We start from the raw sequence: 22,669 nt of genomic DNA, 5'->3' as shown, positions 1-22,669 counted from the left end.
GTATGCACAGATGATATATGGAATGCAAACGGATAAATGTGCACATCTGAGCGTTGCGGTGCAGTGGCGCAGAAACAGCATGCAGCACGCCATCGAGATGGCCGGCCCGCCGGCTACAACAGGACGAAACTGGATGGGGAAAGGTGGTGGAGGAGGCGCGGTGGGCCTCGGAGCGTCGTCGTCGGCCGGCCATGGCAGGCAAGGCCGCGCCCGAAAGCGCCAGACAGCGTCGGTCGACGCCAGCGTCGTGGCCGGCAAACAACGCGCAACCCGTCGCGGACGGCGACGGGTTCAGGTCTGACAATTCAGTTCAGAAGTCTATTTTCCGGCAGCGGCCGTAAACCGACGCATGACGCCGGCGCTCAGGCGGGCATTGTGCTCGGAAAGGGCGGCGTAGGCGCCGGCCGCGTCGTTGGCGCGGATGGCGTCGACGATCTTCTGGTGTTCGTCGAGCGACTGCTGCAGCCGCACGTCGGCGGGGCCCGCCTGGTGCTGGCGGAAGGGCGCGAGCCTCACCCTCAACTCCACGGCCATGCTGGCGATCGTGGTGTTGTGGGCGCCGCGGCAGATCGCGTCGTGGAACTTGCGATTGATGTCGCGACAGCCGTCGAGATCCTGATTGCCGACGCATTCGGCGTAGAGCCGATGCAGTTCGTAGAGCTGTTCACGCTCCATGCCGGTCATGCGCTGGGCGGCAAGCCGGGCGCAGGATGCCTCGATCTCACACTCGGCCTCGAGCATGTCGGCCATCTGCTCGACGTCGATGCGCGCGACGATGCCGCCGCGGCGCGGGTTCATCTCGATCAGCCCGCGTGCGCCCAGTTCGCGCATAGCCTCGCGCACCGGGGTTCTGGATACACCGAACTTCTCGGCGATCATTTTTTCCTCAAGCTTCTGCCCAGGCGTCATCACACCCTTGGCGATCTCTTCCGCCAGGGCCTGGTAGATTTGAGAGGCGATCGTCGTCATGCGCGCAGCTTTCCTGTCTTCACGACATTGAGCGACCTTCTGTCGAAGGTGCTTGGAATCGATTTAATGACAGCCAGACATTTATGCAAGTTGAGCCGTCAGCGGACGGCCCTCGCGGGCCGCGTCAAGGTTGTGCAGCAGAGCCGATATCTGGGCGTCTTCCGAAGCCGGCGAGCGTCCGGCCATGTGCGGGGTGAGGACGACATTGTCGAGACTGCGCAGCGCCGCCGGCAGGTTCGGTTCACCTTCGAAGACATCGAGACCCGCACCGGCGATCTCGCCGCGCTGCAGCGCTTCGACCAACGCCTCGGTATCGACGACCATGCCGCGCGAGATGTTGACCAGGAAGCCCTTGGGGCCGAGCGCCTGGAGCACCTGACGGTTGACCAGATGCCGCGTTGCGGGCCCTCCGGGGCAGGCAACGACCAGGAAATCGCTGGTGGCCGCGAGCGTCGCCGCGTCCGCGACGCGGGGCCAGCTGACGCCGGGCATGTCTTCCGGCGCCGTATACGTAACCTTCATGCCAAAGGCTTCGCCGCGACGGGCAATCGCCTGGCCGATATTGCCGAGACCGATCATCCCAAGCCGCGATCCCGACAGCGTCGGGCGCGGCGAGCGGATCGCGGCCCAGCCGCCTGTCCTGAGCGCCCGGTCTCGGGCGCAGATATCGCGCGAGACCGCCAGCATCAGTGCCAGCGCGTGATCGGCAACCGTCTCCATATTGGTGTTGGGCGCGTGGGTGACGCTCACGCCGCTGCGCCTTGCCGCATCGAGATCGATGTTTTCGAAGCCGGCGCCATAGGAGCAGACGAGGGCGAGGCCGGGCAGTTGCGCCATGGCGGGCTCGGACAGACCGGTGCTGCCGTTGGTCACGACCGCCCAGGTTGCGCGGGGGTCGAGATCCGGTGATCCGCTGCCCAAGCCGTTGGGCAGCGTGATCACATCGTAGGAGCTGGACAGGCGTGACAGGCACTTCTCGGAAACCGGTATTGCAACCACGATCGTCTTTCTTGCCATGTCAGTCTCTCCAATGGATGTTCATGTCTTCGCGCGGGCCGAGCCGACGCGTGTGTCAGGCAGGTGGCGTGCCGCGCCTAAGGCGCGGCCGCGACAGGCGCTGATCAGGCGGCGTTGACGTTCTTGACCGCACCCTTCCAGCCATTCTCGGTGACGTCGAAGACGATGCCTTCGGGCGTCTTGTACTTGACCTCGTAAAACACGTTCGGGTTGGTCTCCTTGCGGCCGGCCATGTAGGAGCCGCCGGCGGCGCGCACCAGCTGGTCGGTCTCTTCGACGGAATCGACCCAGACGCCGAAGTGGATGAGGCCGTTATAGTCCTTCTCGGTCTCGAAGCCGGGCACGGGCTCTTCGCCGAAGTTGAGCAGAGCCACGTTCATGATGCCGTCGGTCATGTAGACGCCGCGCATGGCCTGGCCGGCGCGGGTCATGCCGAACGCCTTTTCGAAGAACTGGGCGGCAGCTTCCGGATCAGAGACCGCGATAGCGAGATGGCGCAACTTTGCCATGGGTATTTTCCTTCTTTCGATGACGCGACGCGACATGCGGCGCGTAACACGAGCTCAAATCGTTTCGTGTATGCAAATACTAATCCGTGTATGCAAAATGGTTGTCAAGTGTGTTTTTGGATGTTATCGAAATGCACAACGGCGACGGTGCGCGGAAGGTGACCGTCACAACAAGCATGGAGATGCGGGATGAGGTTTGCGGGATTGACGGCCAAGGATCAGGGACGCCTCGATGGCGTCGGCGCCGTCTGGAACGATGACCTGGCGGCAAGTCGCAAGGTCGTACTCGACGTCTATCGGCCGCATGTCGAGATGAGCGTTGCCCGCCAGCCGCTCACCGAGCACCGCGACATCCCCTATGGCCAGGACGCCGCCCAGCGCCTCGACGTCTTCGAGAGCGCCTATGCCTGCGCCGGCGGGCGGGCACGCAATGTTGTCGCCTTCGTCCATGGCGGCGCCTTCACACGCGGCTCCAAGAGCGCCGACGGGCTCATCTACGACAATGTGCTGCGCTGGTTTGCCCGACAGGGCTTTGTCGGCGTCAACATCGAGTACCGGCTGGCGCCGGGCGCCCAATATCCTGAGGGCGCGCGCGACGTCGCCGCGGCGATAGACTGGATCACCGGGCGGATCGGTGACTATGGTGGCGACCCGCAGTCGATCCTGCTCATCGGCCATTCCGCCGGCGGCTGCCATGTCGCGGGCTATCTCTATGATCCGGCTACCGGCCGATTGCCGAGCCCGGCGGTCAAGGGCGCCGTGTTCATCAGCGCGCGGCTGAGGGCCGATCAACTGCCCGACAACCCCAACGCGGCCAATGTCCGGCACTATTTCGGCGACGATCCCGCCACCTACGAGGCGCGCTCCCCGGTCACCCATGCGGGCACGCGCGACCTGCCGGTGCTGGTCGCCGTGGCGGAGCACGAGAACCGCTACATCGATGCCTATGGCGCCGAGTTTGTCCAGCGCCATGCGCTTCGCAAGGGCAAGTCGCCACGTTTCCTGCAACTGAACCGCCACAACCACACATCGATCGTCGCGCATTTCGACACGCCCGAGGAGGAACTTGGGCGCGAGATCATCCGCTTCGCCCAGCAGGAGTGCGGTTTCTTTTCCTGCGGCCTCACCTGTCAAAACCGAAAGTGAAAGTCATGAATCCAGAGCTTCTTTCCGTCTACGCGCCCGTCCTCACCCCGTTCAAACCGGACCTGAGCTGCAACACACCCCGGTTCATCGAGCATTGCCGCTGGATCGTCGAACAGGGCGCCGGGCTCGCCGTCTTCGGCACCAACAGTGAAGCCGCCTCGCTTTCGCTGCGCAAGAAGCGCGAACTGCTCGACGCGGTTGTCCAGGCGGGGATCCCGACCAGGGCGCTGATGCCGGGCGTCGGCGCCTGCAGCCTGGAGGAAACGATCGAGCTTGCCCGCGCTGCGGTCGACGCAGGTGCGCCGTGCGTGCTCGTGCTGCCCCCGTTCTTCTACAAGCCGCTGACGACGGACGGTCTTGCCGGCTATTACGGGCGGCTGATCGAGGCGGTCGGCTCCGACCGGCTGTCGATCGTTCTCTATCACATCCCGCAGTTCACCGGTGTTCCGATCACCCTCGAGCTGATCGAGACGCTGAGGCGGCGCTACCCCGCCAACATTCTCGGCGTGAAGGACAGTTCCGGCGACCGCGATACGCTGAATGGCTTTCTCTCGGTCGGCAACGGTTTTCGCGTGTTTCCGGCATCGGAGGTCCTGCTTGGCGAGACCATCGAGCGCGGCGCGGTCGGCTGCATTTCGGCAACCGCCAACGTCAATGCCAAGGCCATGGTCGATGCGGTCGCGGCGGCAAGGACGTCAGGCGCGGCCCAGGCTTTCGCCGCGGTTGCGCCGGTGCGCGGGCTCTTCCAGCAGTTCCCGATGATCCAGGCGATGAAGGTGGCGATGGCCCGCCATACCGGTGACGAGACCTGGCGCGCGGTGCGCCCGCCACTGGTCGAGCTTGATCGGCAGGCCGAACAGAAATTCGTCTCGGCCTGCGCCGAAATCGGCTTCAGGCCCTGGGCCGCAACGATGGAGCCCGCATGAGCGCGGCGGTCGGGGAAACGGTCAAGCCGCTTGCCAATTATCCCGAGCTCAGACAAGCCGGCGGTCTGCTATTCGTCTCGGGCATGAGCGCCCGGCAGGCGGATGGCACCATCGCCGGCACAACGAGGGTCGCCAACGGCACCGCGATCCACGACGTCGCCGAGCAGTTGCGGGTGATCCTGCGCAAGGTCGGTGAAACGCTCACCCGCAATGGCGGAAGTATTGCCGATATCGTCGATGTCACCGTCTTCCTGACGGACATGCGCGACTACAGGGCCATGAATGACGAGTACAATATTTGGTTTGCGAGCGACGGTCCGGCCCGCACGACGGTGGGCGTGCGCGAGCTGCCGCATCCCGACATGGTCGTGGAATTGAAGGTGGTGGCGCGCGCGCCGACCTGAAGCACTTGCCGTCTCCATGAAATAGCCCCGGCGATCGCCGGGGCTATTGCCGTTTATAGGACCGTGCACGCGTCCTTGAACGCCAGGCGCGGATGCCGGGCAAAGAGCTTTGCCGGATCGCCATGGCCGAGACCGCAGAGGAAATTCGATCTCAACGCGGTTTCGCCAAAGAAGATCGCATCGACCGCCTTTGCGTCGAAACCGGAGATCGGACCGCAATCAAGCCCGAGCGCGCGCGCCGCCAGCATGTAGTATCCGGCCTGCAGCGTGGCGTTGCGCAGGGCGGTGTCTTCGACAAGATGTGGATTGCGCTCGAAGAAGCCCTTGCCGTCCGTATGTGGAAACAGAAACGGCAGACGTTCTGCAAAGGCGAAGTCGGTCGCGAAGATCGCGACGACAGGGCAGGTCATCATCTTGTCGACGTTGCCGGCGGCAAGTGCCGGACGCAGCCTTTCCTTGGCCTCTGTCGTGACGAGATAGGTGATCCTCAGCGGCGAGCAGTTCATGCTCGTCGGCGCCAGGCACGCAAGATCGTGGATCTCTTCCAGGATCGCGGGTGGGACGGCGCGATCGAGCCAGCCGTTCTGGCTTCTCGCCCGGGTAAAGATCTTTTCCAGTAGCGCCGTGTCCGCCTGGGTGGATTGAAGGCCTCGATGGTCCATGGGGTCCCTTTCGGACGTTGTTTGTCTCTGACTTTTATCTGTGGTCATCGCACGCAGCCTTTCGGCCCGTGCGCGGCCGGCGATGGGCACCGCGATGGAAATGCCCCGCAAACTGTCTTCCGTGCGCCGGTGACGAGCCTTGCCGGACCCGATTGCGCGGCGTTGTCGAAACGGGCGGCATTTCTCTTGCGCATTTCTCCGCAACTTTCGCTTTGTGTGCACCATGACGCTTGACAAGAATACATAATGACGAAATTGTATGCAAGACGATACAAACAGCATGGAAGGAGACAGCCGGTGGTTTGGCATGCGCTTGGGCAAAGGCTCATCAGGGAAGAAATACGGCTGGTCATCGTGACCGAGCAGGGCGTCTACGATCTGGATCTGGTGTCGCGTGTCCTGGGACGCCCCGGCGAGGACTGGAGCCGTTGGCGGGCCGGCGGCATCGCCGCCATGCTCGACGCCTGGATCGACGTCGAGCCGGCGCTGGCGGCCCTTGCCGAAAACCTCGCCGCAAGCGGTCCGAAATTCGAACCGCTCGGAACGGGGACGAAGCTTTGCGCGCCCTATCGTCCGAACAGGATCTTTGCTACCGCTTCGAATTATGTCGAGCATGCGCAGGAGATGGGGACGGTGCTAGCGGCGAAGTCCGAGAGTCAGCCCTTCGTCTTCATGAAGGCGGATTCGAGCGTCATCGGTCCGGATGAGGCGATCATCCTTCCGCAGCGCGCCCAGAAGGTCGACTGGGAGGTCGAGCTGGCGGCGGTGATCGGCATCGGCGGCCGCGACATCCCGGTCGAAAAGGCGCTCGACCACGTCGCCGCCTACACAGTCATCAACGACATCACCTCGCGCGACCTGACGCGCCGCAGCGATTTTCCGTTCAAGCACGACTGGTTCCGCGGCAAGAGCTTCGACACCTTCGCGCCGCTCGGTCCCTGGCTGGTGCCGGCCGACTGCGTCGGCGACCCGCAGGACCTGCGCCTGACGCTCGACGTCAACGGAACCCGCAAGCAGGACGACAGCACCGGCTCGATGATCTTCTCCGTGGCCGAGCAGATTTCCTATCTGTCGTCGATCCTGACCTTGCGTCCGGGCGATCTCGTTGCCACCGGTACGCCGGACGGAGTTGGCATGGGCACGGGAGAATTCCTGAATGCCGGGGACATCGTGACGGCCGCCGTGGAGAAGGTCGGCACGATCACCAATCCGATCAGAGGAGCTCGGATCGACTAACAACCAAACCGCCAGCAATGGCTAAACTGAGGAGGACAGTATGGCTAAAAAACTTGGAATTTCGCTTCGCCTGGCAGCGCTCGCCGGAGCGTTCGCATCGATGATGACGGCGGCTTCCGCCGCCGAGGAAATCTCGTTCAACATGTCGTGGTTGCCGCAAGGGAGCGTTGGAGGCGTTCTCGTTGCCAAGGCCAAGGGCTTTTACGACGAGGCAGGTCTCAACGTTTCGGTCTACCAGGGCTATGGCGGACAGCGCACGGTCAACGAAATCGACCAGGGCCTGTTCGATATCGGCTACGGCGATCCGGTGAGCGTCATTCTCAACCGCGTCAACGGCGGCAAGGCCGTGTTCGTCGGCTCGATCAACACCGTCTGGCCGGGGGCACTCTGCTATATCCAGAAGGACGGCGAAAAGACACCCGTGCTTGCCGATTTCAGCGGCAAGTCGGTTGGCGGCGGCGCAACGTCCCCGGTCCAGAACATCGTGCCGGCCTGGCTGGAGCAGAATGGTCTTCCGAAGGATCACCTGAAGCTTCTGCGGATGAACCCGGCGGTCATCACCTCGTCGTTCCTGGAAGGCCAGGTCGATCTGGCCGAGTGCTGGGAAGGCGCCAGCCTGCCCATCCTGAACGAGAATGCGCAAGAGACCGGCAAGAAGATCGGCATGATCAAGTATCGCGATTTCGGTCTCGACATGTATGGCAGCGGCTTCGTCACCACCGAAGCGATGCTGGCTGAGAAGCCCGAAGTCGTCGACAAGTTCCTCGACGCCTCCTATCGCGGCTACGAATATATGGCCGCGCATCCGGAGGAAGCCGCCGACCTGATCGTCAAGCAATATCCGACGCTGAAGAAGACCGTCGTGCTCAACCAGATCAAGCAGATCAATGCGCTGGTGCGCGATCCGCACGCCGAAAACAAGGATCTCGGCTTCGTTCGCGCCGACCGCATGGAAAAGACGATGGGCTTCGTGCGCGAAGCATTCGTCGTCGACGACAGCATTAAGACCGTCGACCTCTACCGCAACATCAGTCGCTGAGGTCGGCCCAAACCTGGGATGAGGAACATGAAGAAGAAGATCAACGTGCGGAAACTCGGCCACATGGTGCTGATGGTCCGCGACATCCACAAGTCCGTCGACTTCTATACCAATGTCGTCGGCCTGGAGGTCTCGGACTGGATCGAGGACAAGATGGTGTTCCTGCGCGCAGGCAGCGACCATCACGACCTTGCCCTGTCGCAACTGCCGGCGGATTCGCCCGATCGTGACGACCTGCCGAAGTATACGAGGCCCGGCCTCGAACACTTCTCCTATCTCGTCGACAGTCTCGAAGACATGGAAGCTGCCGCCGAGATGCTGCAGGAACGGGGTGTCGAGATCGTGCGCGGCATCGGCAAGCACGGTCCGGGCGCCAATTGCTTCCTCGTGTTCAAGGACCCGGACGGCAACAACTGCGAGATCTACTGTGACATGATCCAGGTTACGGAAGAAAACCCGCACACGCCGCAGGTTTGGGAGCGCAACATCGACGCCTTCGACCAATGGCGCTTCAAGCGCTTCGTCGTGCCGCCACCGCATCAGGTGGTCAAGGACAAGCAGGGGCAGTGATCCCTGGAGCGTTTCGGTCCGAACCGGATGACGGAAACGACCGCACTGCTCTCAGGCATTGCCGACGGAAAACCGATCTGCTTTTCCCGGGAATGCTCCCGCGCGCCGGCGCCAGCCGGCGCGTCTCACCACGGATGCCAACTCGCTCTTCGGAGGCCCACATGCCAGGCGTTAGTTCACGACTTGCCGCCTATAGCCAAGTCGTCTTGTTTTTCGGTGCTTTTCTACTCTTCTGGGAATATGGCGTCCGATATTTTGAAGTGAAAAGTTACATTCTGCCGCCGATCTCGGCGATCGCCGTCGCCGTCTGGGAAGCGCGCAGCGAGATCTTCGAGAATTCGATGTACACACTTGCCGAGGTGCTGATCGGCTTCGGCGCAGCCGTCGTCGTCGGCGTCATGCTCGGCATGGTGGTCTATGTCTCGCCCTTTGCCCAGCGCACCATCTATCCGCTGGTGACCGCGTTGCAGACGACGCCGAAAAGCGCGCTTGCGCCGCTGATGATCGTCTGGTTCGGCTATGGCTTCATCTCCAAGGTGGCGATGGCGTTCCTGTTTGCTTTCTTCCCGATCGTGGTCGCGACGCTCGGCGGTTTTGCCGGCACGGCGAAGAACCTCGAGGAACACTTCCGTGCGCTGAATGCCGGCCCGTGGCGCACCTTCACCACGCTCAGGCTGCCGAGCGCCCTGCCGAGCTTCATCGACGGGTGTCGCGTTGCGATGCCGCTGGCGATGATCGGTGCGATCATCGGCGAACTCGTTGGATCCGAGCGCGGCCTCGGCAACCTGATCATGCTGGGAACGGCCTCGACGCGCACCGACCTCGTCTTCGGCTGCATCATTGTGATCACCCTGATCTCGCTGGCCCTCTATGCGCTGATCGAGTTTGCGGCCAAGTCCGTCTGGTGGCGGGGAATTCAGGTATGAACATTACCGTTCGGGAGGAAAAGATGGTGTCGACAGCCTCGGCCGCAGCGCCGCAATCAGTCAACGTGGCAGACATGGGTTTGAAGATGACGGCAGAGCCGGCCGCCAACCATATCGAGGCGCGGGGCCTCAACAAGACCTTCGGCTCGTTCAAGGCGCTCGAAGACATCGATTTCGAAATCAGGAACCAGGAGTTCGTGTCGGTGCTCGGCCCGAGCGGCTGCGGCAAGAGCACGCTGCTGCGTATCGTCGCCGGCCTCATCCCTTACGAGAGCGGCTCGGCGACGATCAAGGGCGAGGCGGTACGGGCGCCGCGCCCCGACGTCGGCGTGGTCTTCCAGACCAACAACATGCTGCCGTGGCTGACGGTGCGCCGCAACGTCGAACTCGGTGCACGCATCCGCAACATGCCGGCGGGCGCCCGCGATGCCGCCGTCGACAAGATCCTCGACGTGCTGTCGCTGACCAAGTTTGCCGGTGCGCATCCGCATCAGTTGTCCGGCGGCATGCGCCAGCGCGCATCGATCGGCCAGGCGCTGGTTCTCGATCCGCAGATCCTGCTGATGGACGAACCCTTCGGCGCGCTCGATGCGCTGACGCGCGACAAGCTCAACGTCGAATTGCTGCGCATCTGGCAGGAATCGCGCAAGACAGTGATGTTGATCACCCACAGCATCGCCGAAGCCGTGTTCCTCTCGGACAGGGTTCTGGTGATGGCAGACCGCCCGGGCAAGATCGTCGAGGACGTGACGATCGACCTGCCGCGCCCGCGCAATGCCGCCACCACCCGCGCCATGCCGAAGTTCGGCGAATACGTCGCCTATCTCGGCAAGGTCATGGGCGTCGCCAATTAAGGCACGTCCGGCAAACGTGCGGTCCGCTAGCGGCGCGCCGCCCGCTCAAAGGAATGGAGCGTTGCAACGAACTCGCCTAACCGGGGACGTTGCAATACCCGATCTTGCCCGCCTCACTGGACGACCTCCGGCGAGGCGGGCAAGTTGCGTTCGTAAAGGTTCAGGGATCGGCGACCTTAATCAAGGTTGGCCCGATGCCAACTTCACCAGAAATGAAATCATCAGGCTGGCCTGTGCCGGCAAAAAACAGATTGGATCTCTCATGCCCCAACTCACGCTCGATCTCGCCAACGGCATCATCGCGGTCGCGTTCGCAACGGCGGCGAAAGCCGGGATGAAGCCGCTATCGGTGGCGGTCCTCGATGCTGGCGGCCATCTTGTGGCGTTTCAAAAGCAGGATGGGTCGTCGATGCTGCGCTTCGAGATCGCGTCGGGCAAGGCCTACGGCGCGCTTGCCGTCGGCATGGGCTCGCGCTGGCTGAACAACACGGCGATCGAGCGGCCGCATTTCATTGAGGGTCTTTCGGGCGTTTCCGGCGGCCGCATCGTGCCGGTGCCGGGTGGCGTTCTCGTGCGCACAGTCGGCGGCGACCTCATTGGCGCGGTCGGCATCACCGGGGACACGTCCGACAATGACGAGGCCTGCGCCGTTGCCGGTATCGTTGCGGCCGGCCTCGTGGCCGACGCCGGATAACGCGAACCGCCGATCGGGTGCTCGCCCGGATACCGTGCTCGGCCCGCATCGGCGGGCCATCGGCACGGATCGGGCGGGTGCTGCCGTTGCCGACATCCGGTTCGTTGTCGCTTCCGACCGCTGCAATTGCACCGCGAAGTCATTTCAGAGCGCAACAAAACTTGAATCACCCGATCAAACCGTCGCCTCCATTGGCAGGCAGGGTGCGTTCGTGCCCGGTTTTGATCGTCCCGATTTTAGCGTGTGAACAAGCTGGGCAGTGTTCGAATGAGGAGTGAACAATGCGTAAGCCCAAGCTTAACCAGACTGTCCATGCCGTCACCGAACCCGGATACAAGCCGGTCGCCCTTCCGGCGGTGCGCGCCGCCCATCTGATGCTGAAAGGCAGAAACGACGCCGAAGCGCGCCGCGCGCAACGCAAGGCCGCTCTGCGGATCGTCAACCAGTTCGACCGCGAAACGGACTAGAGGCGAGCCGTGCGAAGCTGACGACGGTTTCCCCAATTTCCTTCAGGCCGTACAACCAGGATCCACAGCCCCCGCAATCGGCCGCGATGGTCGAAAGGCATCGGCGGTGCGGATTCACGCCGGCCGCCTGTGACCTCGCCTCGCGCCGGTGGCGGGACCGCGATCCCAGGTTCTTGCCCCGGGGCTTCGGATCATCACCCTGGTATCGTCGCTGAGGACGGCATTCGGCGACATACGCAAGCGGTCGTCGATGGCAAGGACCCGCCGCAGGTAAATGTGCTTCGCCGGAACTCGGCCAAATCTCGTTCAAATGCCGACATCGTTTTCACACGTTGGCCGGCAGTCACGAAGGTGAACGGTTCGGGCGAAGCCACCGGCCTGCTTGACGGCCAAAACGGCATGTGCGATTAATAGATCAATCAGTTAATTAAATTAACGAAGCCGCTCGATCGGGATGCCTGCATTTCGCATCGCCGCTTGCACCAACGCCCCGTGATCCGATGTTCGCCCCTTGCAGGCCATTCCCGTGACGCTTCACTCCCCCGAGCAACGCATGAAAACCCAGTCCATTCATATCCGTCGGCGCTTGCCTGTGCTGGGCAGCGTGCTGGCCGGTGCGTTTTCGACGATCGGCAATTCGGTCGCCATGGTGGCGTTGCCTTGGTTCGTGCTGACGCTGACGGGGAGCCCGTTGTGGACCGGCATTGCTGCGGCGGCGGGCATGTTGCCGATGATCGTCGGCTCGCTGGTCGGCGGCGGCCTCGTCGACCGCTTCGGTCCGCGCTGGATCGCTTTCACCGGCGATTTTACCAGCGCGCTGGCAGTGGCAGCCGTGCCGGTCATCTATCACCTCGACATGCTGGGGATCGGTACGCTCGTCGCACTGATCGCGGTTGGCGCGATGATGGATGGCCCCGCGGCAATCGCGGCCGAGAGCCGCCATCCTGAACTGGCGCGCCTTGCCGGCTTCCGGCTGGAGCGGATCAAGGCTGCTGACGAACTGATCGAGAGTGCCGGCGTTCTGGTGGGACCGGCACTCGCCGGGGTGATGATCGCCCTGGTCGGCGTCGAAGACACCCTGTGGCTGACCGCCGGCTGTTCGCTTGCAGCAGCCGTGCTCGACGTCCTGTCGCTGCCGACGCGTCGCCGGGCGAGCGGTGCTCAGCCCGTCGCAATCGGCGTGCCGGGGGCTTTGGAGGCTGTCCGGTTTCTGCTGCGCGATCCGCTTCTGCGCAGCCTCATCACGCTCGGAACGCTGTTCGGCATCATTTTTGGCGCGCTACAGGGCGTCGTCATGCCTGCCTTCTTCAAGGAAAGCGGGCAAGGCGCCATGAATCTGGGGCTTTTCCTGTCGGCAACCGGCGGCGGTGCGATCGTCGGAACGCTTGCCTATGCGGCCTGGGGGCATCGGCTTCCCGGACGCAGCATTCTCGTCTTCGGCTGCGCCATCGAAGCGCTGTCCATCCTCGTTCTGGCATTTGCCCCGCCGGTTTCGGTCCTGATCGTGGCCGGAGCCCTCGCCGGATTGGCGACCGGACCCATCGGGCCACTCGTGGCGACGGCCGTCCTTCGCCGCGTGCCCTCAAGGCTGCGCGGACGCGTCTTGGGCACGGCGGATGCGCTCGAGCTTTCGGCCATACCGGCGGCCATCGTCCTGGCTGGCGGCGCGGTCGAAGTGTTTGGCGCGCAATGGCTGCTCTTTGGCTGCGCTGCAGCCTTGGCCGGCACGACGCTGCTCGCCGTTTTCCTGCCCGGCCTGAAGCTGCTGGGCATGCGACGAGGCGGCAATGCAGAGGCTTCTTCGGCGGGCGGCGACGGCGTACTTGAAGGAGATTAGAGGGTCGGAATGTTCGGTGCCCGCTCGTGGCAGGCGCGCGGGCGGCTTCACCTGATCTTCGCGGCGACCTTTGACAGGAATGCCGGGCGCGTCGCCGCGCCCAGCTATCCCCGGGGAGGTAACCTGTTGGCGAACCGTCGGACGCTTAACTTGCGACCGCTTCGACGATCCGGCGGCTGGCCGAGACGATGTCGGTGTCCTGCAGCAAGGCGCCGCCGATCAGGTACATCACGTCGTTGCCGTAGGCTTCGCGCATCTCTGGCACCCGGCCGAGATTCATGCCGCCGCCAGGAGCCGGGACGATGGCTTTCGGGCCGCCCATATCGACCGCGCAGGCCTTGGCGATTGACTGGCATTCTTCGCGGGTAAATCCGAAGCGGCCGCCGAAATTCGGATAGATCGCAGCATCGGCGCCCATCAGCCGCTGCAAGGCGCCGTAGAAGCAGCGATGCGAAAAGCCCGTATCCGGCGAAACGACATTGGCCCCCGAAAATGCCGGGTGCGAGACGATCGGCAGGGTGAATCCGGGATCGCAGGCGAGCGCGTGGATGGCGTCATAGCCGGCAAGGGCAGGCGAGATCATTACTCCACCGGCACCGGCTTCCTGCGCCATCGTTGCCCGCTCGAAAAGTTCTTTTGCCGATGCAGTAATGTTCGGCACGAAACTCGTCCGCCCGCCACCCTTTGCATTGGCTTCGCCGACGGCGTCGACGCAGGCGGCCAGGCGCTCGGCAAAGGGTGATGTCCGCTGGTCGACCAGCCCATGGTCGTCCTTGACGAAATGCATGCCGCCGAGCGCGAAATCATGCGCGCGCCGGGCAAGCTCGGCTGAAGACAGCCCGACCGGTTTGATTGCCGACATCAACAGAGGTTGCGCGCCGATGCCGGCCCTTTGCCGCAAGCCGGCAATGCCATGCTTCGGGCCGGGGCAAAGGGCGAGAATGCCTGCGGACAGGCCAATCTCCTCGACCTTCAGGCCCGGCTTGATCGAGCTGTTGCCGAATACGATGTTGAGGAACTGCAGGAAGTCGCCGCCGACGTCGTCCTCGCTGTAGGAAATTGTGGCGAGATAACCGGGCCGTCCGTCCGGATCTTGCGCCAGCGCCTCGAGCTTGCCGAGGATTTCGTCCTCGACATATCCTTTCGGCACGACGTCCCTCGGGATCTCGACGGTCTGTTCGAGGGCGATATCGAGCGCCCTTGCGCGTGCCTCCGCCTCGTCGGCGGCCCTGACATAATAGCTGACGGTAAACCGTGGAGCCATCAGAGCGCCTCCGCCTTCTGCGCCGAATGCACGTGATCGAGACGGACCTCGGTCAGTTCGTCCTCGCCGATTTCGAGCGACCTGCCGGTCAGCTCCTCGATTGCGGCTACAAGCGCGCCGGCGTCGAGGCCATACTTCTTCATCAGGTACGGCTTCGAGGCGCCATGGGCAAAGGTGTCGTTCAGGCCGAGACGTTTCAGGCGGACGCCCAGTCCCTCCTCGGCGAGGATCTCGGCTACGATCGAACCAAGCCCGCCGATGATGGTGTGGTTTTCCAGGGTGACGATGCCCTTTTTCCCGCGCGCGGCCTTGAGCAAGCCGTCTCGGTCGAAGGGCTTCAGCGTCGAGGCGTGCAGATGATGAAGCCCGATGCCGCGCGCCTCGATCGGCTTTGTCGCGCGTAGCGCCTCCTCGGTGCAGACACCGGAGCTGACGACGAGGATGTCGTCGCCTTCCGAAAGCGTGCGCAGCTTGTTGAACGCGAATGGCGCCGAGAACAGCCGGGGGACTTCGCCGCGCAGGATGCGGACATAGACGGGCCCGTCGACGGCGTCTGCAACCTCAAGGACAGTCTCGACCTCGGTCGCGTCCCCGGTTTCCAGGATCGTCATGTTCGGCACGGCGCGCAGCACTGCGATGTCCTCGATCGCCTGGTGTGTGATGCCGCCGGGCGTGGTGATGCCAGGCAGGAAGCCCATCAGGCGCACCTTGCGGTTGGAATAGGCGATCGAATTGATCAGTTGGTCATAGGGGCGCCGGTAGAGGAACACCGAGAAGGTGTGGATGAAGGGCCGATAGCCCTGCATGGCAAGCCCGCCGGCAAAGGAGAGCATGTTCTGCTCTGCCATCCCCAGTGACAGGAACTGCTCGGGATGCCGGTCGCGGAAGCCGTCGACCTCGCAGGAGGACGTGAGGTCGGCCGAAAGGCAAAGCACTTCCGGGCGCGCAGTCGCGAACGCCTCGAAGGCACCAGCATAGGGGCGGTTGACGATTTCGACCATGGTCAGGCCCCTTCCATTTCGTTCGGGCTGATGCCCAGTTCGACAGCAAGCGCCGCCTGCATCTCAAGCCTTTCTTCCGCACTCTTGAAGCGTACGTAGTGAAGGCGTGGAAAACGCTTCTTGAGGAAATTCATGCCCTGGAACGGCGATGTGTTGGCGAGAATGATCAGCGGCTTGCCCGGCTCGGCGCTGTCTGCAGCGTTGCGCATAGCTTCAAGGTCGTGCCCGTCGATCGAGCGGCACGTCGCGCCGAAGGCGGCAACCCGCCCGGCAAGGTCGCCGAGATCGAGAACCGAGGACATGGCGCCGTCGCATTGCTGGCGGTTGACGTCGACGATCACGCGGATGTTGTCGATGCCATGATGGGCCATGGCCGCCAGGCATTCCCAGGTCTGGCCCTCCTGGAATTCACCGTCGGACATGTAGACCCAGACCTTGCCCGGCTCATTGCGCTTCTTGCGGGCGAAGGCGACGCCTGCGGCCATCGAAAGCCCCTGGGCGAGTGAGCCGGTCGTTACCTCCATGCCCGGGCTGTGCTCGGCGCCGATCATCTCGACCGAGCTGCCGTCCTTGTTGAAGTGGTCGAGCGCGTGCTCGTCCATGCGGCCGGTCTCGATCAGCGCGCAATAGATCACCAGCGCATAATGCGCCGGAGAGATGAAGAGGCGATCGTAGTCCGGGGTTGCCGGCCCATGATAGCCGGCGCCGGTAAATGCGTCGGGATTGTCGGCCGAGGGAACGCCGCGAAACGGCAGCGGCACTTTCGGCAAGGTCGGTTCGCCGAGCTTCAGGAACTCGTTATAGAGCAGCGCGAGACTTTCGGCGGCCGAGCACGCCTGGCTCAGGTAGCCGCCGTTGTTCTTCATCGTGTGAAAGAAGACGCGGCGGCGAATGCCGAGCGCGATTTCTTCCGTGGTCTTCTGGTTGGTCAGGCTCACGGGTCAGCTCCTTTCCGGAAACAGCGCTTTGAGGCCCTGCGGCGACGCCGTGGCGACGCCGCGCTCGGTGATGAGGCCCGTGATCAGCCGCGCCGGCGTCACGTCGAAGGCCGGGTTCGCAGAAGGGCTACCTTCCGGCGAGACGCGGACCGAGATAACAGTGCCATCGGGGCCGCGCCCCTGGACGAAACTCACTTCGTCACCGGTGCGCTCTTCGATCGGGATTTCCTTGACGCCGTCCTTGACCGTCCAGTCGATGGTCGGTGACGGCAGCGCCACATAGAAGGGCACATCGTTGTCGCTGGCGGCGAGCGCCTTCAGATAGGTCCCGATCTTGTTGCAGACATCGCCGTTGGCCGTCGTGCGGTCGGTGCCGACGATGACCATGTCGACGGCGCCGTGCTGCATCAGGTGGCCGCCGGCATTGTCGACGATCAGCGTGTGCGGCACGCCATGGCCGTTCAATTCCCAGGCGGTCAGCTGCGCACCCTGGTTGCGCGGCCGGGTCTCGTCCACATAGACATGCACGGGAATACCCGCCTCGGTCGCCATGTAGATCGGTGCCGTCGCAGTTCCGTAATCGACGGTCGCGAGCCAGCCGGCATTGCAATGGGTGAGGATGTTGACCGGTTCGCCGGGCTTCTTCGTCGCCGCGATCTCGCGGATGATCTTCAGGCCATTGGCGCCGATCGCCCGATTGAGCTCGACGTCCTCCTCGGCGATCTCGCCAGCGCGCCGGTAGGCGGCCTCGGCGCGCTCGTCGACGGGCAGCGGCCGCAGGAACTGCCGCATGGCCTCGAGCGCCCAGCGCAGGTTGATGGCCGTCGGCCGCGTCTCGTTGAGCTCCTCCCAGACCGCGTCGAGATGCCTGTCAGACGGATCCTTCGCCATGGCGATCGCAATGCCATAGGCGGCGGTGACCCCGATGAGCGGCGCACCGCGCACCCACATGTCGCGGATGGCGACGGCGACATCGGCCACCGTCTTCAGCGTGACGATCCGGAACTCGTGCGGCAGCCAGCGCTGGTCGATGATGTCGACCGAGCGGCCGTCGGCGTTGAGCCAGATCGTATGGTAGTGCTTGTCTCCGACTTTCACGAAAGTGTCTCCTGCTGAAGCCGTTGCGCCGTGGCGCGAATGTCCCTGAGGCTCGCAATGCGATCCCGGTTGACGGCGAGATGACGTCCGAGCTTCAGCGCCTTGCTTTCGCACCGGGCGCGGCGGCTGAGGTCGTCAATGGTTTCGAAATCGGCATTGTGGGCAAGGCCGAGGATGCGCCTGAGAATCTCGACCCCGGCAAAGCCAAGCATCTCGCGATAGATTTCATCGAGAACGATGGCCAGCGCCTGCTCGGAACCGAACGGATCGTCCCTGTCTTCGAACAGGCTTGCCTGGTAGAGGATGCCCTTGCGTTCGCTCCGCCACAGAGCCGAAAACTCGTCACAGAAGGTCTCCCAGATCGTGTCGACGGTATCCAGCAGGTAGGCGCGCATCCGGTCACGTTCGCCGGCGGCCGCCTCGTGACCATCCTGCGAGAAGTAGCTCATCCAGAAATTGGCGAGCAGCATGCCGACATCGAAGCTGATCGGACCGTAGAAGGCGAACTCCGGATCGATGACGCGCGTCTCGTCGTCGGTGACCATGACCGAGCCGGTGTGCAGGTCGCCGTGGCAGAGGGTTTCCGCCTTGGCGGAAAAGATGTGCTTCAGCCGCTGGGCCTCGACCTTGAGGTCACGGTCGCGACGCAGTTCCTCGACCAGGCCGTCGAGATGCGGGCTCGTATGCCGGTTCATCTCCGCCTCGAAATAGGGATCGGAGAAGACGAGGTTTTCGGTGATGTCGCAGAGCTCGACATTGTCGGCGAAGAGGGCGAGGTCGGCCTTCTTCTCGCGCGTCGGCATTGCGAGGTCCGAGCCGCGAAAGAGAGTGCGGGCGGTGAAGAGCCCGAGGTCGCGCCCGATCTTCGGCGGCATGCGCCCCGCAATCAGCGCACGGCGCAGGATCACGTGCGGCGTCAGATATTCCATGATGATCATCGCCTGCTCGGCGTCGAAGAACAGGATGTCCGGGACCATGCGGGGATCGCGCGCCGCCTGGCGGATGAGGGCATGATATTCGAAGAACGAGCGCTTCAGGGGCAGCGGCCAACGCTCGCCGACGAGCCTTACATAGGGGAGCGCCTGTTTGACGATGGCAGCACCTTTCTCGCCCGTGACGATGAAGACGAGGTTGAGGTTGCCGTCGCCGACCTCCTTGACCTGCCAGCGGCCATGGTCGCTGCCGATCCTGTCGCAAAGGGCTGTATTGCCGCTCAATCTCGATGGCAGCGTTTCGGCGCTCAGTGCCTCGAAAACGTGCTTGTCCATATGGTTCCTCCTGTCGGCATGACCGGCCTTTGCCGCTCCTCGTCATGCTGTCGTGGCCCATAGGTAATTCGTCATTCTGTCAAATGTCAATCGCCTTGACATTTGATGGATGACCATCCTAACCTGCCTTCATTGGGAGGAGAGCATGAGCGAACAAGCAGTGTTTCGCATCGAGGGCGTGCGCAAATCCTTCGGGCTGATACCGGTCCTGAAGGGCGTCGATCTCGAATTGCGCAAGGGTGCCGTCACGGTGCTGATGGGGGCCAACGGCGCTGGAAAGTCGACACTGGTGCGCATCCTCAGTGGCGTCTACGCCAGGGATGCCGGAGATATGCTTCTCGGCGATCACGCCTTTGCGCCGGCAACGCCGGCCGAGGCGATCCGGGCCGGCGTGGTGACGGTTCACCAGAACATCAATGACGGCGTCGTCGCCGACCTTGATGTCGCCACCAATCTGACGCTCGACCGGCTGAACGGCCGCGGCGCGCGCCTCTTCTTCAATCCGCGCCGTGTCCGGCGCGAGGCGGCCGTTGTCGCCGCCCGCATGGGCCTTGCCATCGATCTCTCAGCCGATATCAACGACCTGACGCTGGCCGACCGGCAGATGGTGGCCATTGCCCGCGCCATGGCGCACGAGCCCGAGGTGCTGATCCTCGACGAGCCGACCTCGTCGCTGTCGAGCGCGGAGGCCGATCGGCTGTTCGAACTCCTCGACATGCTGAAAGCCCGGGGCGTTGCCATTCTCTATATATCGCACCGGATGTCGGACATTCGCAGGCTCGCAGACAGTATCGTCACGCTGCGCGACGGGCGCATAACCGGCCGCTTCGAAGGGGCGGATCTGGATTATGAAGGTGCCGTCAACGCCATGCTCGGGCAGAAGATTTCCGCAGGCGCCGTCACCGTGCGCGATGGTTCCGGCCCGGTCTTTTCGGTGAAGGGCCTGCGGCTGACGGAGACGTCGCGGCCGTTCGACCTGGCGCTGGGGGATGGTGAAATCGTCGCCGTTACCGGCCTCGTCGGCGTCGGCAAGACGGTGCTGGCCGAGACGCTGTTCGGCGCGCGGCCTCCGAAGGCCGGCCAGATGACGCTCGACGGCGTGCCCTATCGTCCGCAATCGACGAGCCAGGCGATTGCCAAGGGCGTGTTTCTGGTGGCCAAGGATCGTGCCGACAGCGGCATCGTTCCGGACTTCAACATTTACGAGAATATCAGCCTGCCGTTCCTGAAGCGGCTGTCGCGCTTCGGCATATCGAGCCGGCGGGCAGAGCGGGTAAAATCGCGGGCGCAGATCGCAGCGCTAGGTGTCGTCTGCCGCAGCGAGCGCGACGAAATGCACACATTGTCCGGTGGCAATCAGCAGAAGGTGATGGTCGGGCGCTGGCTTTCCGAGCCCTCGCGTCTCCTCATCCTCGACGAGCCCTTCCAGGGCGTCGACATAGCGGCCCGCCGCGATATCGGCGCCAAGCTGCGCGCGTCGGCTTCCGGCCGCGCCACCATCGTTTTCCTGACCGAACTCGACGAAGCCTTCGAGATCGCCGACCGCATTCTCGTGATGTCGGAACACACTGTAGTCGGCGAGCATCGTAACGCCTCGGTCGACGTCGAGCGGCTCCTGCAGGAGATCGCCGGTCAACATCATCAGCAGGACCAGCCCCATGAGCAGTGAACAGATGAAACCCGCGGCACCCGTCGCCTCAACGCTGCCGGCGCCACCAAGCCCCGCGTTCAGCCTGCGCGACGTCGCGATCAAATACGGCTTTCTCGTTCTTCTGGCCGGGCTGGTCGTCTATTTCTCGTCGGTGACGAGCGGCTTTTCCTCGCCGCAGAGTGCCGTCTTCATCCTTCAGTCCGTCTCGATCACCGGCATCCTGGCGCTCGGCGTGACCGCCACGCTCGTCGTCGGTGGCTTCGACCTGTCGATCGGCTCGGTCGCAACCACGTCGATGATGGCGTCATCCTACGTAATGGTGGTGATGGGCGGCGACGCGTTGACGGCAACGCTCGTCTGCCTGGCGATCGGCGTTCTCGTCGGCCTGATCAACGGCGTCATCATCGTCTATATGCGCGTGCCGGACCTGCTTGCGACGCTCGGCATGATGTTCCTGCTGCTCGGCCTGCAGCGCATCCCGACCGAGGGACGCTCGATCGCCGCCGGCATGACGCTTCCCGACGGATCGGTGGCCACCGGCACCTTCAGCCCCGCCTTCCTGGCCCTCGGCCGTCACCGCTTCGACCTGATCCTGCCGAACCTCGTGCCGGTCTCGGTCGTGGTGCTGATCGTGCTCGCGGTCGTGATCTGGTTCTTCCTCGAATATACCCGCTTTGGACGGATGATGTATGCGGTCGGCTCCAACGAGCGCGCCGCCGGTCTCGCGGGCGCGCCGGTCAATGCCTACAAGATCTCGGCCTATGTCATTTCGGGCGTCTTCGCCTCGATCGGCGGCATTCTGCTCGCCGCGCGCCTCGGCCGCGGCGACATCGCCTCGGGCAACAACCTGCTGCTCGACGCGGTCGCAGCCGCCCTCATCGGTTTTGCCGTGCTCGGCGCCGCCAAGCCGAATGCGTTCGGCACGGCGATCGGTGCGCTCTTCGTCGGCATCCTGCTGCAGGGCCTGACGATGATGAACGCGCCCTATTACACCCAGGATTTCATCAAGGGCGCCGTTCTCGTCATCGCCCTGATCTTCACCTTTGCGCTCTCGAAAAGAGGCAAACGCTGACGGGAAAACCCCGGACGCGGACAACAAACGTTCACCAGTGGAGGAGACTGAAATGAACTTTACACGCAGAGCAATGGGCAAGCTGGCGCTTGGCCTTGCCGGAACCGTGGCGTTCGCCACCGCATCCTTTGCCGCCGACATGCCGAAGCCCTTCGACAAGCCGGGCGACGTCAAGATCGCGCTCGTGCGCTATCTGTCGACCGGCGACTTCTTCCAGTCCTATCTTGCCGGCGTGGAGGCGCAGGCAAAGGCACTCGGCGTCCAGCTTCAGGTGCTCGACAGCCGTCAGGATGCTGCACTTCAGGCCGACATGGTCGACCAGGCGATCGCGCTCGGCGTGCAGGGCATCATCATCCAGCACGGCCTGACGGAATCGATGAAGGAAGCCGCCCAGCGCGCCGTCGATGCCGGCATCAAGGTCGTCGCCTTCGACGTCAACGTCGAAAACGAGAAGATCCCGCAGGTCGAGCAGTCCGACCGCGACCTTGCCCGCCTTGCCCTCGAGCAGGCGATCAAGGACAACGGCGACAGCTTCAAGGCCGGCTACGTCTACGTCGCAGGCATCGCGCCGCTCGACCGTCGCGACGAGACGTGGAAGGAGTTCAAGGCCAAGTATTCGGGTATCAACGAGATCTCGCAGTTCGGCACGATGGACAACCCGATCGCCAACTCGGTCGCCAACCAGGCGCGCTCGGTCATCTCCGCCAACCCTGACATCACGGTAATGTTCGCGCCCTATGACGAGTTCGCCAAGGGCGTGAAGATTGCCGTCGACGAAGCCGGCCTGTCGCAGAGCGTGAAGATCTATTCCGCCGACATCTCGACCTCGGATATTGCGGCGATGCGCGAGCCGGATTCCGCCTGGGCGGCAACCGCTGCCACCAACCCGGCCGTGGTTGGGCAGGTATCGGTCAGAACGCTCGCCATGCTGCTTGCCGGCGAGGATCCGGGCCGCAGCGTCATCGTGCCGCCGACGCTGATCACCCAGAAAGACCTGAACGATCAGGACATCAAGAACATGGAAGAGCTCGGCACCAAGCTGCCGCAGTTCGCCCATGCGGATGTCGCCATGCCGTCGTGGATGCCGAAGCCCTGATTGTACAGCTCTCGGACAAAGCGGC

General features: G+C 63.6%; 23 protein-coding genes. 14 read left to right on the top strand and 9 right to left on the bottom strand.

What is annotated here, in order from left to right; translation table 11 throughout:
- Positions 1–318: 318 nt before the first annotated feature.
- From RTP54_RS17335 to RTP54_RS17325, 3 genes are all read right to left on the bottom strand, one after another.
- Positions 319–969 (bottom strand): GntR family transcriptional regulator, encoded by a 651-nt coding sequence (locus tag RTP54_RS17335; RefSeq protein ID WP_112811882.1) that lies wholly within the window; start codon positions 967–969, stop codon positions 319–321.
- Between the two features lie 81 nt (positions 970–1,050).
- A complete protein-coding gene (locus RTP54_RS17330) occupies positions 1,051–1,986 on the bottom strand; it encodes a 2-hydroxyacid dehydrogenase (RefSeq protein ID WP_112833317.1) in 936 nt (311 codons plus the stop codon).
- A 104-nt stretch (positions 1,987–2,090) separates the two neighbouring features.
- Positions 2,091–2,495: a VOC family protein gene (locus RTP54_RS17325; RefSeq protein ID WP_077501493.1), complete on the bottom strand. Its 405-nt coding sequence runs from the start codon at positions 2,493–2,495 to the stop codon at positions 2,091–2,093.
- Between the two features lie 189 nt (positions 2,496–2,684).
- Between RTP54_RS17325 and RTP54_RS17320 the strand changes: the two genes are divergently transcribed.
- From RTP54_RS17320 to RTP54_RS17310, 3 genes are read left to right on the top strand one after another with little or no spacing between them, the layout of a single operon-like run.
- A complete protein-coding gene (locus RTP54_RS17320; protein WP_112818148.1) occupies positions 2,685–3,641 on the top strand; it encodes an alpha/beta hydrolase in 957 nt (318 codons plus the stop codon).
- Positions 3,642–3,646: 5 nt separating this feature from the next.
- Complete coding sequence (locus RTP54_RS17315) at positions 3,647–4,567, top strand: dihydrodipicolinate synthase family protein (RefSeq protein ID WP_312364532.1); 921 nt, start codon at positions 3,647–3,649, stop codon at positions 4,565–4,567.
- Complete coding sequence (locus tag RTP54_RS17310; RefSeq protein ID WP_312364529.1) at positions 4,564–4,971, top strand: RidA family protein; 408 nt, start codon at positions 4,564–4,566, stop codon at positions 4,969–4,971. Before RTP54_RS17315 ends, RTP54_RS17310 begins: the two co-directional genes overlap by 4 nt.
- A gap of 53 nt (positions 4,972–5,024) precedes the next feature.
- On the opposite strand, the gene RTP54_RS17305 is transcribed toward RTP54_RS17310, so the two are convergent.
- Positions 5,025–5,633 carry a malonic semialdehyde reductase gene (locus tag RTP54_RS17305; protein ID WP_112833321.1) on the bottom strand — a complete coding sequence of 203 codons (609 nt, stop codon included), beginning with the start codon at positions 5,631–5,633 and terminating at the stop codon, positions 5,025–5,027.
- Between the two features lie 297 nt (positions 5,634–5,930).
- On the opposite strand from RTP54_RS17305, the gene RTP54_RS17300 reads away from it, so the two are divergent.
- From RTP54_RS17300 to RTP54_RS17265, 8 genes are all read left to right on the top strand, one after another.
- Positions 5,931–6,869 carry a fumarylacetoacetate hydrolase family protein gene (locus RTP54_RS17300; RefSeq protein ID WP_312364526.1) on the top strand — a complete coding sequence of 313 codons (939 nt, stop codon included), beginning with the start codon at positions 5,931–5,933 and terminating at the stop codon, positions 6,867–6,869.
- Positions 6,870–6,909: 40 nt separating this feature from the next.
- Positions 6,910–7,908 carry an ABC transporter substrate-binding protein gene (locus RTP54_RS17295; RefSeq protein WP_112818143.1) on the top strand — a complete coding sequence of 333 codons (999 nt, stop codon included), beginning with the start codon at positions 6,910–6,912 and terminating at the stop codon, positions 7,906–7,908.
- Positions 7,909–7,935: 27 nt separating this feature from the next.
- Positions 7,936–8,478 (top strand): VOC family protein, encoded by a 543-nt coding sequence (locus tag RTP54_RS17290; protein ID WP_209789048.1) that lies wholly within the window; start codon positions 7,936–7,938, stop codon positions 8,476–8,478.
- A gap of 260 nt (positions 8,479–8,738) precedes the next feature.
- On the top strand, positions 8,739–9,404 hold the full coding sequence (locus tag RTP54_RS17285; protein ID WP_312364520.1) for an ABC transporter permease: 666 nt from the start codon (positions 8,739–8,741) through the stop codon (positions 9,402–9,404).
- Complete coding sequence (locus RTP54_RS17280) at positions 9,401–10,258, top strand: ABC transporter ATP-binding protein (protein ID WP_312364519.1); 858 nt, start codon at positions 9,401–9,403, stop codon at positions 10,256–10,258. The genes RTP54_RS17285 and RTP54_RS17280 overlap by 4 nt, the downstream gene beginning before the upstream one ends.
- A 262-nt stretch (positions 10,259–10,520) precedes the next feature.
- Positions 10,521–10,952, top strand: a complete 432-nt coding sequence (locus RTP54_RS17275; protein WP_312364517.1) for a heme-binding protein — start codon at positions 10,521–10,523, stop codon at positions 10,950–10,952.
- A 281-nt stretch (positions 10,953–11,233) separates the two neighbouring features.
- Positions 11,234–11,419, top strand: coding sequence for a hypothetical protein (locus tag RTP54_RS17270; RefSeq protein WP_112811894.1), 186 nt, complete (start codon positions 11,234–11,236; stop codon positions 11,417–11,419).
- A gap of 553 nt (positions 11,420–11,972) precedes the next feature.
- Positions 11,973–13,256 (top strand): MFS transporter, encoded by a 1,284-nt coding sequence (locus RTP54_RS17265; RefSeq protein ID WP_312364514.1) that lies wholly within the window; start codon positions 11,973–11,975, stop codon positions 13,254–13,256.
- A 145-nt stretch (positions 13,257–13,401) separates the two neighbouring features.
- On the opposite strand, the gene RTP54_RS17260 is transcribed toward RTP54_RS17265, so the two are convergent.
- The 5 genes from RTP54_RS17260 to mtnK are packed head-to-tail and all read right to left on the bottom strand — an operon-like array spanning position 13,402 to position 18,825.
- A complete protein-coding gene (locus RTP54_RS17260; RefSeq protein WP_312364513.1) occupies positions 13,402–14,520 on the bottom strand; it encodes a RuBisCO large subunit C-terminal-like domain-containing protein in 1,119 nt (372 codons plus the stop codon).
- On the bottom strand, positions 14,520–15,521 hold the full coding sequence (locus RTP54_RS17255; RefSeq protein WP_112833326.1) for a transketolase family protein: 1,002 nt from the start codon (positions 15,519–15,521) through the stop codon (positions 14,520–14,522). Before RTP54_RS17255 ends, RTP54_RS17260 begins: the two co-directional genes overlap by 1 nt.
- A gap of 2 nt (positions 15,522–15,523) precedes the next feature.
- Positions 15,524–16,459 carry a 1-deoxy-D-xylulose-5-phosphate synthase N-terminal domain-containing protein gene (locus RTP54_RS17250; RefSeq protein ID WP_312364511.1) on the bottom strand — a complete coding sequence of 312 codons (936 nt, stop codon included), beginning with the start codon at positions 16,457–16,459 and terminating at the stop codon, positions 15,524–15,526.
- Positions 16,460–16,462: 3 nt separating this feature from the next.
- The gene (mtnA, locus tag RTP54_RS17245; protein ID WP_312364509.1) at positions 16,463–17,557 is read right to left on the bottom strand and encodes an S-methyl-5-thioribose-1-phosphate isomerase; all 1,095 of its coding nucleotides are present in this window, start codon (positions 17,555–17,557) and stop codon (positions 16,463–16,465) included.
- Entirely contained in the window at positions 17,554–18,825 is a 1,272-nt protein-coding gene (gene mtnK, locus RTP54_RS17240; protein ID WP_312364507.1) for an S-methyl-5-thioribose kinase, read from the bottom strand. Before mtnK ends, mtnA begins: the two co-directional genes overlap by 4 nt.
- Positions 18,826–18,970: 145 nt before the next feature.
- Here mtnK and RTP54_RS17235 point away from each other — a divergent pair, with 145 nt between their 5' ends.
- From RTP54_RS17235 to RTP54_RS17225, 3 genes are read left to right on the top strand one after another with little or no spacing between them, the layout of a single operon-like run.
- Positions 18,971–20,494: a sugar ABC transporter ATP-binding protein gene (locus RTP54_RS17235; protein WP_312364505.1), complete on the top strand. Its 1,524-nt coding sequence runs from the start codon at positions 18,971–18,973 to the stop codon at positions 20,492–20,494.
- The gene (locus tag RTP54_RS17230) at positions 20,484–21,548 is read left to right on the top strand and encodes an ABC transporter permease (protein WP_312364503.1); all 1,065 of its coding nucleotides are present in this window, start codon (positions 20,484–20,486) and stop codon (positions 21,546–21,548) included. The genes RTP54_RS17235 and RTP54_RS17230 overlap by 11 nt, the downstream gene beginning before the upstream one ends.
- 52 nt (positions 21,549–21,600) lie before the next feature.
- Complete coding sequence (locus tag RTP54_RS17225; protein ID WP_312364501.1) at positions 21,601–22,644, top strand: substrate-binding domain-containing protein; 1,044 nt, start codon at positions 21,601–21,603, stop codon at positions 22,642–22,644.
- The last annotated feature ends 25 nt before the right edge of the window (positions 22,645–22,669 follow it).

This window comes from Ensifer sp. (assembly GCF_031989085.1).
Classification (GTDB): Bacteria; Pseudomonadota; Alphaproteobacteria; order Rhizobiales; family Rhizobiaceae; genus Ensifer.
This window is presented reverse-complemented; position numbering and strand designations above follow the sequence as displayed.